This is a genomic window from Pseudomonas sp. TE3895 (assembly GCF_056278855.1).
The window spans coordinates 1,416,953-1,429,247 of sequence record NZ_JBWBQE010000001.1 but is presented as its reverse complement, the minus strand read 5'-3'; the positions used below and the strand labels follow the sequence as shown (position 1 = coordinate 1,429,247).

General features: G+C 56.0%; 21 protein-coding genes. All 21 read right to left on the bottom strand.

The window, feature by feature from the left end:
- Window positions 1-3: 3 nt before the first annotated feature.
- Entirely contained in the window at window positions 4-537 is a 534-nt protein-coding gene (gene rplF, locus ACZ889_RS06365) for a 50S ribosomal protein L6 (protein WP_003255469.1), read from the bottom strand.
- A 12-nt stretch (window positions 538-549) separates the two neighbouring features.
- Window positions 550-942: a 30S ribosomal protein S8 gene (rpsH, locus tag ACZ889_RS06360; protein ID WP_003255471.1), complete on the bottom strand. Its 393-nt coding sequence runs from the start codon at window positions 940-942 to the stop codon at window positions 550-552.
- A gap of 208 nt (window positions 943-1,150) precedes the next feature.
- A complete protein-coding gene (gene rpsN, locus ACZ889_RS06355; RefSeq protein WP_003255472.1) occupies window positions 1,151-1,456 on the bottom strand; it encodes a 30S ribosomal protein S14 in 306 nt (101 codons plus the stop codon).
- A 13-nt stretch (window positions 1,457-1,469) separates the two neighbouring features.
- Window positions 1,470-2,009, bottom strand: a complete 540-nt coding sequence (gene rplE, locus ACZ889_RS06350; protein WP_003255474.1) for a 50S ribosomal protein L5 — start codon at window positions 2,007-2,009, stop codon at window positions 1,470-1,472.
- A gap of 20 nt (window positions 2,010-2,029) precedes the next feature.
- Window positions 2,030-2,344, bottom strand: a complete 315-nt coding sequence (gene rplX, locus ACZ889_RS06345; protein ID WP_003255476.1) for a 50S ribosomal protein L24 — start codon at window positions 2,342-2,344, stop codon at window positions 2,030-2,032.
- Between the two features lie 11 nt (window positions 2,345-2,355).
- The gene (rplN, locus tag ACZ889_RS06340) at window positions 2,356-2,724 is read right to left on the bottom strand and encodes a 50S ribosomal protein L14 (RefSeq protein ID WP_002555479.1); all 369 of its coding nucleotides are present in this window, start codon (window positions 2,722-2,724) and stop codon (window positions 2,356-2,358) included.
- 23 nt (window positions 2,725-2,747) lie between these two features.
- On the bottom strand, window positions 2,748-3,014 hold the full coding sequence (gene rpsQ / locus ACZ889_RS06335) for a 30S ribosomal protein S17 (RefSeq protein WP_003255478.1): 267 nt from the start codon (window positions 3,012-3,014) through the stop codon (window positions 2,748-2,750).
- Between the two features lie 2 nt (window positions 3,015-3,016).
- On the bottom strand, window positions 3,017-3,208 hold the full coding sequence (gene rpmC / locus ACZ889_RS06330; RefSeq protein WP_002555481.1) for a 50S ribosomal protein L29: 192 nt from the start codon (window positions 3,206-3,208) through the stop codon (window positions 3,017-3,019).
- Window positions 3,208-3,621 carry a 50S ribosomal protein L16 gene (rplP, locus tag ACZ889_RS06325; RefSeq protein ID WP_003255479.1) on the bottom strand — a complete coding sequence of 138 codons (414 nt, stop codon included), beginning with the start codon at window positions 3,619-3,621 and terminating at the stop codon, window positions 3,208-3,210. The genes rpmC and rplP overlap by 1 nt, the downstream gene beginning before the upstream one ends.
- A 12-nt stretch (window positions 3,622-3,633) precedes the next feature.
- A complete protein-coding gene (gene rpsC, locus ACZ889_RS06320; protein ID WP_003255481.1) occupies window positions 3,634-4,320 on the bottom strand; it encodes a 30S ribosomal protein S3 in 687 nt (228 codons plus the stop codon).
- A 13-nt stretch (window positions 4,321-4,333) separates the two neighbouring features.
- Window positions 4,334-4,666, bottom strand: a complete 333-nt coding sequence (gene rplV / locus ACZ889_RS06315) for a 50S ribosomal protein L22 (protein ID WP_003103908.1) — start codon at window positions 4,664-4,666, stop codon at window positions 4,334-4,336.
- Between the two features lie 11 nt (window positions 4,667-4,677).
- Window positions 4,678-4,953 (bottom strand): 30S ribosomal protein S19, encoded by a 276-nt coding sequence (gene rpsS, locus ACZ889_RS06310; protein WP_003255482.1) that lies wholly within the window; start codon window positions 4,951-4,953, stop codon window positions 4,678-4,680.
- 16 nt (window positions 4,954-4,969) lie between these two features.
- Window positions 4,970-5,794: a 50S ribosomal protein L2 gene (gene rplB / locus ACZ889_RS06305; protein WP_003255483.1), complete on the bottom strand. Its 825-nt coding sequence runs from the start codon at window positions 5,792-5,794 to the stop codon at window positions 4,970-4,972.
- 14 nt (window positions 5,795-5,808) lie between these two features.
- Window positions 5,809-6,108 (bottom strand): 50S ribosomal protein L23, encoded by a 300-nt coding sequence (gene rplW / locus ACZ889_RS06300; RefSeq protein ID WP_003255484.1) that lies wholly within the window; start codon window positions 6,106-6,108, stop codon window positions 5,809-5,811.
- Window positions 6,105-6,707 (bottom strand): 50S ribosomal protein L4, encoded by a 603-nt coding sequence (rplD, locus tag ACZ889_RS06295; protein ID WP_003255485.1) that lies wholly within the window; start codon window positions 6,705-6,707, stop codon window positions 6,105-6,107. Before rplD ends, rplW begins: the two co-directional genes overlap by 4 nt.
- 12 nt (window positions 6,708-6,719) lie before the next feature.
- Complete coding sequence (rplC, locus tag ACZ889_RS06290; protein ID WP_003255486.1) at window positions 6,720-7,355, bottom strand: 50S ribosomal protein L3; 636 nt, start codon at window positions 7,353-7,355, stop codon at window positions 6,720-6,722.
- 80 nt (window positions 7,356-7,435) lie between these two features.
- The gene (gene rpsJ / locus ACZ889_RS06285; RefSeq protein ID WP_003186070.1) at window positions 7,436-7,747 is read right to left on the bottom strand and encodes a 30S ribosomal protein S10; all 312 of its coding nucleotides are present in this window, start codon (window positions 7,745-7,747) and stop codon (window positions 7,436-7,438) included.
- Between the two features lie 141 nt (window positions 7,748-7,888).
- On the bottom strand, window positions 7,889-9,082 hold the full coding sequence (gene tuf / locus ACZ889_RS06280) for an elongation factor Tu (RefSeq protein ID WP_003255489.1): 1,194 nt from the start codon (window positions 9,080-9,082) through the stop codon (window positions 7,889-7,891).
- Window positions 9,083-9,109: 27 nt separating this feature from the next.
- Window positions 9,110-11,257, bottom strand: coding sequence for an elongation factor G (gene fusA / locus ACZ889_RS06275; protein WP_003255490.1), 2,148 nt, complete (start codon window positions 11,255-11,257; stop codon window positions 9,110-9,112).
- A gap of 30 nt (window positions 11,258-11,287) precedes the next feature.
- Complete coding sequence (gene rpsG, locus ACZ889_RS06270) at window positions 11,288-11,758, bottom strand: 30S ribosomal protein S7 (RefSeq protein WP_003246741.1); 471 nt, start codon at window positions 11,756-11,758, stop codon at window positions 11,288-11,290.
- Between the two features lie 106 nt (window positions 11,759-11,864).
- Window positions 11,865-12,236 carry a 30S ribosomal protein S12 gene (rpsL, locus tag ACZ889_RS06265; protein WP_003255492.1) on the bottom strand — a complete coding sequence of 124 codons (372 nt, stop codon included), beginning with the start codon at window positions 12,234-12,236 and terminating at the stop codon, window positions 11,865-11,867.
- Between the last annotated feature and the right edge of the window lie 59 nt (window positions 12,237-12,295).

Genomic DNA, 12,295 nt, shown 5'->3' with positions numbered 1-12,295 from the left:
GCCCTACTTCTTCTTGGCTTCTTTACGACGGACTACTTCGTCCGCGTAACGCACACCTTTACCTTTGTAAGGCTCTGGCGGACGGAAGTCGCGGATTTCAGCGGCCACCTGACCTACCAGCTGCTTGTCGATACCCTTGATCAGGATGTCGGTCTGGCTAGGTGTTTCAGCGGTGATACCGGCTGGCAGTTCGTAGTCCACTGGGTGAGAGAAGCCCAGGGCCAGGTTCAGGACGGTGCCTTTAGCCTGTGCCTTGTAACCAACACCGACCAGCTGGAGCTTGCGCTCGAAGCCTTGGCTCACGCCTTGGACCATGTTGTTGACCAGAGCGCGGGTGGTACCGGCCATGGCACGAGCTTGCTGGTCACCATTGCGAGCGACGAAACGCAGCTCACCAGACTCTTCGGTAACTTCAACAGACGAGTGAACGTTCAGTTCGAGAGTACCTTTGGCACCCTTCACCGAAAGCTGCTGACCGGCGAATTTGACTTCGACACCGGATGGCAGCTTAACGGGGTTCTTAGCGACGCGAGACATGTCTATCCCCCCTTAGAACACTGTGCACAGAACTTCGCCGCCGACACCGGCAGCGCGCGCAGCGCGATCAGTCATCACACCTTTGTTGGTGGAGACGATAGACACGCCCAGACCGCCACGTACTTTCGGCAGATCGGTGACGGCCTTGTACTGGCGCAGGCCTGGACGGCTGGAGCGCTTCAGTTCCTCGATGACCGGACGGCCTTCGAAGTACTTCAGTTCGATCGACAGGGAAGGCTTGGCCTCACCAGTTACCTGGTAGCCAGCGATGTAACCTTCGTCCTTCAGAACTTTGGCAACCGCGACCTTCAGGGTAGAGGAAGGCATGCTTACGACGGACTTTTCAGCCATCTGGGCATTACGGATGCGAGTTAGCATGTCCGCTAACGGGTCCTGCATACTCATGGGCTAGATGCTCCTGATACAAGAATTATTAGCCTTGCGGCTATGACAACCACCCGAACGGTTTGGGCAAAAACCCAGGCTCAGGTGAGCCGGTCATTCTAGACACAAGGCAGAAACGAAACAAGCCCCATATAGGGGCTTGTTTGTTGGCAAGGTCACCGGCGGTCGGAAGATTGCTCCCCTTCCACCCGTGCCTTCCCTGCAGCGATTACCAGGAGGCCTTGACCAGGCCTGGTACGTCACCGCGCATTGCAGCTTGACGCAGCATGTTACGGCCCAGGCCGAACTTACGGTATACACCGTGAGGACGACCGGTCAGGCGGCAACGGTTGCGCAGGCGCGAGGCGCTAGCGTCGCGTGGCTGCTTCTGCAGAGCGACAACGGCAGCGAAACGCTCTTCTGGAGAGGCGTTCAGGTTGACGATGGTCGCTTTCAGCTCAGCACGCTTCTTAGCGAACTTTGCTACCGTGAGCTGACGCTTCAGCTCGCGGTTTTTCATGCTCTTCTTGGCCATTTTCCTACTCCAATCAGTTGCGGAACGGGAACTTGAAAGCACGCAGCAGAGCGCGGCCTTCGTCGTCCGAACGAGCAGTGGTGGTCAGGGTGATGTCCAAACCGCGCAGAGCATCGATCTTGTCGTAGTCGATTTCCGGGAAGATGATCTGCTCTTTCACGCCCATGCTGTAGTTGCCACGACCATCGAAGGACTTGGCATTCAGGCCGCGGAAGTCGCGAACCCGAGGCAGGGAGATCGCCAGCAGGCGGTCCAGGAATTCGTACATCTTGTCGCTACGCAGGGTCACCTTGACGCCGATCGGCCAGCCTTCGCGGACTTTGAAGCCAGCGATGGATTTGCGAGCGAAAGTCACGACCGGCTTTTGACCGGTGATCTTTTCCAGGTCGGCAACAGCGTGCTCGATGACTTTCTTGTCGCCGATCGCTTCGCCCAGACCCATGTTCAGGGTGATCTTGGTAACGCGCGGAACTTCCATAACGTTCGACAGCTTAAGTTCTTCCTTAAGCTTAGGAGCGATTTCGTTCCGGTAAATCTCTTTCAGTCGTGCCATGGTCTTCTACCTAGCAGTGTTCAAGCATCAACCGCTTTTTGGGTCGACTTGAAGACACGAATTTTTTTACCGTCTTCTACTTTGAAACCAACGCGGTCAGCCTTGTTGGTTTCACCGTTGAAGATGGCAACGTTGGAAGCGTGCAGAGGCGCTTCTTTCTCGACGATACCGCCCTGTACGCCCGCCATCGGGTTAGGCTTGGTATGACGCTTGACCAGGTTCACGCCACCGATAACCAGACGGTCATCAGCCAGAACCTTCAGCACCTTACCGCGCTTACCTTTGTCTTTGCCGGCGATCACGATGATCTCGTCGTCACGACGAATCTTTTGCATGTCGGATCTCCTTACAGCACTTCAGGGGCGAGCGAGACGATCTTCATGAACTTCTCAGTACGAAGTTCACGGGTCACTGGCCCGAAGATGCGAGTGCCGATCGGCTCTTGCTTGTTGTTCAGCAGAACAGCAGCGTTGCCGTCGAAACGAATGATGGAACCGTCAGCGCGACGAACACCATGACGGGTACGTACGACGACAGCGGTCATCACCTGGCCTTTTTTGACCTTACCGCGCGGAATTGCTTCCTTGACGGTTACTTTGATGATGTCACCGATACCGGCGTAACGGCGGTGCGAACCGCCGAGTACCTTGATGCACATGACGCGACGAGCGCCGCTGTTATCGGCCACATCGAGCATGGATTGAGTCTGAATCATAAAATTTCTCCGACCCCTAGCCCTTAGACTTCAACAGCGCGTTCGAGGACTTCAACCAGTGCCCAGGACTTGGTCTTGGCCAGCGGACGGGTTTCACGGATGGAAACCTTGTCGCCGATCTTGCACTGGTTGGCTTCGTCGTGCGCGTGCAGCTTAGTCGAACGCTTAACGTATTTACCGTAGATCGGGTGCTTTACGCGACGCTCGATCAGAACGGTGATGGTCTTGTCCATTTTGTCGCTGACGACACGGCCAGTCAGCGTACGGACGGTTTTTTCAGCTTCAGCCATGATCACTTACCTGCCTGCTGGTTGAGCACAGTTTTCACGCGAGCGATGTCACGCTTAACTTGCGAGAGCAGGTGCGACTGCCCCAACTGGCCAGTTGCTTTCTGCATACGCAGATTGAACTGGTCGCGCAGCAAGCCGAGCAGTTGCTCGTTCAGTTGCTGTGCCGATTTTTCACGAAGTTCATTCGCTTTCATCACATCACCGTCCGCTTAACAAAGGAGGTGGCGAGAGGCAGCTTTGCAGCAGCCAGGGCGAAAGCTTCGCGCGCCAGCTCTTCAGAAACACCCTCGATCTCGTACAGGACTTTGCCTGGCTGGATCTGGGCAACCCAGTATTCCACGGAGCCCTTACCTTTACCCATACGAACCTCAAGAGGTTTTTTGGAGATCGGCTTGTCCGGGAACACACGGATCCAGATCTTACCGCCACGCTTAACGTGACGGGTCAGCGCACGACGTGCGGACTCGATCTGGCGAGCGGTGAGGCGACCGCGAGCAACAGCTTTCAGGGCGAATTCGCCGAAGCTGACTTTGCTACCGCGCAGTGCCAGACCACGGTTGTGGCCAGTCATCTGCTTGCGGAATTTTGTACGCTTTGGTTGCAACATTTGGCGTACCCCTTACTTAGCAGCTTTTTTACGAGGCGCTGGTGCTTGTGGTTTCAGTTCTTCTTGGCGACCACCAATAACTTCGCCTTTGAAGATCCAAACCTTCACACCGATCACACCGTAAGTGGTGTGAGCTTCGTAGGTGTTGTAGTCGATATCGGCACGCAGGGTGTGCAGAGGCACACGACCTTCGCGATACCACTCGGTACGAGCAATCTCAGCACCGCCGAGACGACCGCTCACCTGGATCTTGATGCCCTTGGCACCAATACGCATGGCGTTCTGTACCGCGCGCTTCATGGCGCGACGGAACATTACACGGCGTTCCAGCTGCTGAGCTACGCTCTGCGCAACCAGCATAGCGTCGAGTTCCGGCTTGCGGATCTCTTCGATGTTGATGTGCACAGGCACACCCATCTGCTTGGTCAGGTCCTGACGCAGCTTCTCGACATCTTCACCTTTCTTACCGATAACGATACCGGGACGAGCGGTGTGGATGGTGATGCGTGCAGTTTGAGCCGGACGATGAATATCGATACGGCTTACGGACGCGCTTTTTAGTTTGTCTTGGAGGTACTCACGCGTTTTCAGATCCTTCAACAGGTAATCTGCGTAAGTAGCACCGTCTGCGTACCAGACGGAGGTGTGCTCCTTGACGATTCCCAGGCGAATGCCAGTGGGATGTACTTTCTGACCCATCTGATCGACTCCGTTACTTGTCCGCAACCTTGACAGTGATATGGCAAGACCGCTTGACGATGCGATCAGCACGGCCTTTGGCACGTGGCATGATGCGCTTCAGCGAACGCCCTTCGTTGACGAAGACGGTGGAGACCTTCAGGTCATCAACGTCTGCGCCTTCGTTGTGTTCGGCGTTGGCTACGGCCGACTCGAGGACTTTCTTCATGATTTCAGCGGCTTTTTTGCTGCTGAAGGCCAACAGGTTGAGCGCTTCGCCCACCTTCTTCCCGCGGATCTGGTCGGCGACCAAGCGGGCTTTCTGGGCGGAGATGCGAGCGCCCGACAACTTAGCGGCTACTTCCATTTCCTTACCCCTTAACGCTTGGCTTTCTTGTCAGCCACGTGCCCGCGATAGGTGCGGGTACCGGCGAACTCGCCCAGTTTGTGGCCGACCATGTCTTCGTTCACGAGAACTGGAACATGCTGGCGACCGTTGTGAACCGCGATGGTCAGACCGACCATTTGTGGCAGGATCATCGAACGGCGCGACCAGGTTTTAACTGGCTTGCGATCGTTCTTCTCCACCGCCACTTCGACCTTCTTCAACAGGTGAAGATCGATAAAAGGACCTTTTTTCAGAGAACGTGGCACTGTCGTATCCCTCTAGTTACTTGCGACGACGGACGATCATGTTGTCGGTACGCTTATTACCACGGGTTTTAGCACCCTTGGTTGGGAAGCCCCATGGCGATACCGGATGACGACCACCGGAGGTACGACCTTCACCACCACCGTGTGGGTGGTCAACCGGGTTCATGGCAACACCACGAACGGTTGGGCGAACGCCGCGCCAGCGTTTGGCACCAGCTTTACCCAGCGAACGCAGGCTGTGCTCGGAGTTCGAGACTTCGCCCAGGGTCGCACGGCACTCAGCCAGGACTTTACGCATTTCACCAGAGCGCAGACGCAGGGTCACGTAGACACCTTCGCGAGCGATCAGCTGAGCCGAAGCACCAGCGGAACGAGCGATCTGAGCACCTTTACCCGGCTTCAGTTCGATGCCGTGAATGGTGCTACCTACTGGAATGTTGCGCAGCTGCAGGGAGTTACCGGCCTTGATTGGGGCCAGGGCACCTGCGATCAGCTGGTCGCCAGCGCTCACGCCTTTAGGCGCGATGATGTAGCGACGCTCACCGTCTGCGTAGCACAGCAGGGCGATGTGAGCAGTACGGTTTGGATCGTATTCGATACGCTCGACAGTGGCTGGAATGCCATCTTTGTCGTTGCGACGGAAGTCGACCAGACGGTAATGCTGCTTGTGACCACCACCAACGTGACGAGTGGTAATGCGGCCATTGTTGTTACGACCACCAGACTTCGATTTTTTCTCGATCAGCGGTGCGTGAGGAGCGCCTTTGTGCAGCTCCTTGTTGACCACCTTGACCACGAAACGGCGGCCAGGGGAAGTCGGTTTGCATTTAACGATTGCCATGATGCACCCCTTCCTTACTCAGCACTGCTGCTGAAATCGAGATCTTGGCCTGGCTGAAGGGAGACGATCGCCTTCTTCCAGTCATTACGCTTGCCCAGACCACGTGCGGTACGCTTGGTTTTACCCAGAACGTTAACAGTCGACACGTTTTCAACTTTTACGTTGAACAGGCCTTCGACAGCTTTCTTGATTTCCAGCTTGGTTGCATCAGTAGCAACCTTGAATACGAACTGGCCTTTTTTCTCAGCCAGAACGGTAGCCTTCTCGGAAACGTGCGGGCCAAGGAGGACTTTGAATACGCGTTCCTGGTTCATCCCAGCAGCTCCTCGAATTTCTTCACGGCCGAGACAGTGATCAACACTTTCTCGTATGCGATCAGACTGACCGGGTCGGAACCTTGTACGTCACGTACATCGACGTGCGGCAGGTTACGAGCAGCCAGGTACAGGTTCTGATCAACAGCGTCGGAAACGATCAATACGTCGCTCAGACCCATGCCGTTCAGCTTGTTCAGCAGATCTTTGGTTTTCGGTGCTTCAACAGCGAAGTCCTGAACCACGACCAGACGGTCGCTACGCACCAGCTCAGCGAGGATGGAGCGCAGTGCTGCGCGATACATCTTCTTGTTGAGCTTTTGCGAGTGATCTTGAGGGCGAGCTGCGAAGGTTACACCACCGCCACGCCAGATCGGACCACGAGTGGTACCAGCACGAGCACGGCCAGTACCCTTCTGACGCCATGGGCGCTTACCGCCACCAGCCACGTCGGAACGGGTCTTCTGCTGCTTGGTACCCTGACGGCCGCCAGCCATGTAGGCCACGACTGCTTGGTGAACCAGCGTCTCGTTGAATTCGCCACCGAAAGTCAGTTCGGAAACTTCGATCGCCTGAGCGTCATTTACATTAAGTTGCATGTCAGTTTCCCCTTAACCGCGAGCCTTGACAGCTGGACGTACAACCACGTCGCCGCCAGTAGCGCCAGGTACGGCACCCTTGATCAGCAGCAGGTTGCGTTCAGCGTCTACGCGAACTACTTCCAGGGACTGAACAGTCACGCGCTCGGCGCCCATGTGACCGGACATTTTCTTGCCCTTGAACACACGACCAGGAGTCTGGCACTGGCCGATGGAACCAGGAACACGGTGCGACACGGAGTTACCGTGGGTGTTGTCCTGACCACGGAAGTTCCAGCGCTTGATGGTACCGGCGAAGCCTTTACCTTTGGACTGACCAGTAACGTCAACCAGCTGGCCTGCAGTGAAGAGTTCAGCTTTGATCAGATCGCCAGCCTGGAAATCGCCTTCTTCAAGACGGAACTCCCAAACACCGCGACCAGCGGCAACGTTGGCCTTGGCGAAGTGGCCTGCCTGAGCGGCAGTCACACGCGAAGCACGACGCTCGCCGACAGTGACTTGCACTGCACGGTAGCCATCGGTTTCTTCAGTTTTGAACTGGGTGACGCGATTCGGCTCGATCTCAATGACCGTGACCGGAATGGAGACACCTTCTTCGGTGAAAATGCGGGTCATACCGCACTTGCGACCGATTACACCAATAGTCATGTTGTAAACCTCATGAGTGTACGGGGCTTTCACCCGCTATGGCCGCCCATTTCAGAGCGTTACACGACTAGACCGAAGTCTTAGCCGAGGCTGATCTGTACTTCCACACCTGCCGCCAGATCAAGCTTCATCAGCGCGTCAACGGTTTTATCCGTTGGCTGGACGATGTCCAGAACACGCTTATGAGTGCGAATCTCGTACTGATCACGCGCGTCTTTGTTGACGTGCGGGGAGACCAGAACGGTGAAACGCTCTTTGCGGGTAGGCAGTGGAATTGGACCACGCACTTGTGCACCAGTACGTTTCGCGGTTTCCACGATTTCCTGGGTGGATTGGTCGATCAGGCGATGGTCGAAAGCCTTCAACCTGATACGGATTTGCTGATTTTGCATTGGATTTCAGACTCCAGGCTGTTCCCAACGGACGCACTACGCCCGCTAAAAGGAGGCGTGATTCTATAGACGCCCCCAATTAGTGTCAACCCAATAAAAAAAACCCCCGCTGAGCGGGGGTTTTTTCAATCGGTCGAGTGATTACTCGATGATTTTGGCCACAACGCCGGCGCCGACGGTACGACCGCCTTCACGGATAGCGAAGCGCAGACCGTCTTCCATTGCGATGGTCTTGATCAGGGTAACAGTCATCTGAATGTTGTCACCTGGCATTACCATTTCAACGCCTTCCGGCAGTTCGCAGTTACCGGTCACGTCAGTGGTACGGAAGTAGAACTGTGGACGGTAGCCTTTGAAGAACGGAGTGTGACGGCCGCCTTCTTCCTTCGACAGGACGTAGACTTCTGCGGTGAACTTGGTGTGCGGCTTGACCGAACCTGGCTTGACCAGAACCTGACCACGCTCAACGTCGTCACGCTTGGTGCCACGCAGCAGAACGCCGCAGTTCTCGCCAGCACGACCTTCGTCCAGCAGCTTGCGGAACATCTCAACACCGGTGCAGGTGGTGGTGGTGGTGTCACGCAGACCAACGATTTCCAGCGGATCCTGAACGCGGACGATACCACGCTCGATACGACCGGTAACAACGGTACCACGACCCGAGATCGAGAATACGTCTTCGATCGGCATCAGGAACGGCTGGTCGATGGCACGAACTGGCTCAGGAATGTAGCTGTCCAGAGTTTCTACCAGCTTCTTAACAGCGGTAGTGCCCATTTCGTTGTCGTCTTTGCCTTCCAGCGCCATACGAGCCGAACCGATGATGATCGGGGTGTCGTCGCCTGGGAAGTCATAGGTGGACAGCAGGTCGCGAACTTCCATCTCGACCAGTTCCAGCAGTTCAGCGTCGTCTACCAGGTCAGCCTTGTTCAGGAAGACCACGATGTACGGAACGCCTACCTGACGGGACAGCAGGATGTGCTCACGGGTTTGTGGCATCGGACCATCGGCGGCCGAGCAAACCAGGATCGCGCCGTCCATCTGGGCAGCACCGGTGATCATGTTCTTCACGTAGTCAGCGTGACCTGGGCAGTCAACGTGAGCGTAGTGACGAATGGTCGAGTTGTACTCAACGTGAGCGGTGTTGATGGTGATACCGCGCGCTTTTTCTTCCGGAGCCGAGTCGATCTTGTCGAACTCAACGATTGCCGAACCGAAAACTTCGGAGCAAACGCGAGTCAGAGCTGCGGTCAGAGTGGTCTTACCGTGGTCAACGTGGCCGATGGTGCCGACGTTAACGTGGGGAAGGGAACGATCAAATTTTTCTTTAGCCACGACAGTGAACCTCTTGCCTAAAGGGGATTAGCCTTGTTTTTTAACGAGTGCTTCGACGATGTTCGACGGAGCTTCGGCGTATTTGGAGAATTCCATGGAGTAGCTTGCGCGACCCTGAGACATGGAACGAACGTCGGTTGCGTAACCGAACATTTCTCCGAGCGGTACTTCAGCACGGACGACACGGCCAGAGACCGACTCATCCATACCCTGGACCAGACCACGACGACGGTTCAGGTCACCCATCACGTCACCCAGGTAGTCTTCCGGGGTTACAACTTCGACTTTCATGATCGGCTCGAGAACCACGCCACCGCCCTTCTGGGCCAGTTGCTTGGTCGCCATCGAAGCAGCGATTTTGAACGCCATTTCGTTGGAGTCGACGTCGTGGTACGAACCGTCGAATACCGCGGCCTTCAGGCCGATCAGAGGATAACCGGCAACAACGCCGTTTTTCATCTGCTCTTCGATACCCTTCTGGATCGCAGGGATGTATTCCTTAGGAATCACACCACCAACGACTTCGTTGGAGAACACCAGACCTTCAGTGATGTTGCCCTTGTCGTCCACGTCCGGCTCGGAGAAGCGAACCCAGCAGTGACCGAACTGACCACGACCACCCGACTGACGAACGAACTTGCCTTCGATCTCGACGTTGGATTTGGTGATCTTCTCGCGGTACGAAACCTGCGGCTTGCCGATGTTGGCTTCGACGTTGAATTCGCGCTTCATGCGGTCAACGAGGATATCCAGGTGCAGCTCACCCATACCGGAGATGATGGTCTGACCGGTTTCTTCATCGGTCTTGACGCGGAACGATGGGTCTTCCTGAGCCAGCTTGCCCAGTGCGATACCCATCTTCTCCTGGTCCTGCTTGGTTTTCGGCTCTACAGAGAGCGAAATCACAGGCTCAGGGAAGTCCATACGCTCAAGGATGATCGGCTTGTCGGCGTTGCACAGGGTATCACCAGTGGTGACGTCCTTCATGCCGATCAGAGCAGCGATGTCGCCTGCACGTACTTCTTTGATCTCTTCACGCTGGTTGGCGTGCATCTGGACCATACGACCAACGCGCTCTTTCTTGCCTTTGACCGAGTTGATGACGGAGTCACCGGAGGTCAGGAAGCCCGAGTAAACGCGAACGAAGGTCAGAGTACCAACGAACGGGTCGGTGGCAATCTTGAAGGCCAGGGCCGAGAACGGCTCGTCGTCGTCAGCATGACGCTCGTCGAACTGCTCTGGCTTGACTTCGTCCTTAGGCACGTCGATCAGGTCAGGGTGGATACCCTTGATCGCAGGGATCTCGGTCGGAGCTGGCAGGAAGTCGATAACGGCATCGAGAACCAGGGGAACACCCTTGTTCTTGAACGACGAACCGCAGACAGCCGGAACGATCTCGCTGGCCAGGGTGCGCGCGCGCAGGCCTGCCTTGATCTCTTCGACGGACAGCTCACCTTCTTCAAGGTACTTGTTCATCAGCTCTTCGGTGGCTTCGGCGGCGGCTTCAACCATGTTGTTGCGCCATTCGTTAGCCAGCTCGACCATATCCGCAGGAATTTCTTCCTCGCGGTAGGTAGTACCCTTGTCGTCGTCGTTCCAGTAGATAGCCTTCATCTTGATCAGGTCAACCTGACCCTGGAAGTTATCTTCCGAACCGATGGCCAGCTGAACAGGAACCGGAGTGTGACCCAGACGGTTCTTGATCTGACCTACGACGCGCAGGAAGTTTGCACCAGCACGGTCCATCTTGTTCACGTAAACAACACGCGGAACGCCGTACTTGTTGGCCTGACGCCATACGGTTTCGGACTGCGGCTCAACGCCGGAGGTGCCACAGAACACAACGACCGCGCCGTCGAGTACACGCAGCGAACGCTCTACTTCAATGGTGAAGTCAACGTGGCCAGGGGTATCGATGACGTTTACGCGGTAGTTGTCATACTGACCACGGGAACCCTTCCAGAAGGTGGTAACGGCAGCGGAGGTAATGGTGATACCCCGCTCCTGCTCCTGCACCATCCAGTCGGTGGTCGCGGCGCCGTCATGCACCTCGCCCATTTTGTGGCTCAGACCTGTGTAGAACAGGATCCGCTCGGTAGTGGTGGTCTTGCCCGCGTCAACGTGGGCACAGATACCAATGTTACGGTAGCGGTTAATTGCTGTAGTACGAGCCATAAAGCCCTCGCAAAAAGATTGATGCTTGAATTAGAAGCGGTAGTGCGAGAACGCTTTGTTGGCTTCAGCCATACGGTGAACGTCTTCACGCTTCTTGACTGCAGCACCCTTGCCTTCGGCAGCATCCAGCAGCTCGCCGGCCAGACGCAGAGCCATCGACTTCTCGCCGCGCTTGCGGGCGTAGTCTACGAGCCAGCGCATTGCCAGAGCGTTACGACGGGATGGACGAACTTCAACCGGAACCTGGTAAGTGGCACCGCCGACACGACGGGACTTTACTTCGACCAGCGGAGCGATGGCGTCGAGAGCTTTCTCGAAGATTTCCAGGGGGTCGCTGTTCTTGCGTGCTTTGACGGTATCCAGGGCACCGTAAACGATGCGCTCGGCTACGGCCTTCTTGCCGCTTTCCATCACGTGGTTCATGAACTTCGCGAGGATCTGGGATCCGTACTTCGGATCGTCAAGGATCTCACGTTTTGCTGCTACACGACGTCTTGGCATGATAAGCCCTCAAACGGTCTTCAGGTTAGCCCGGGACCAGGTCATTCGACCCACGCCCGACCTTACTCTTATCGACTCAAAAAAATGGATGTCTGCAAACGACCGATTACTTCGGACGCTTGGTACCGTACTTCGAACGACCCTGGTTACGGCCTTTAACGCCCGAAGTATCCAGAGAGCCGCGAACGGTGTGGTAACGAACACCTGGCAAGTCTTTTACACGGCCGCCACGAATCAGGACGACGCTGTGCTCTTGCAGGTTGTGGCCTTCACCACCGATGTACGAGGAAACCTCGAAACCGTTGGTCAGACGCACACGGCATACTTTACGCAGTGCCGAGTTAGGTTTTTTCGGCGTGGTGGTGTACACACGGGTGCACACGCCACGACGCTGCGGGCAGTTCTGCAGCGCAGGAACGTCGGACTTCTCGACCGAACGCTTACGCGGCTGACGTACCAGCTGGTTGATAGTTGCCATCTACTAGCTCCACTGATTGTCTTGCGACTCTATTGTCTTGCAAGAAAGCCAAAAATTGG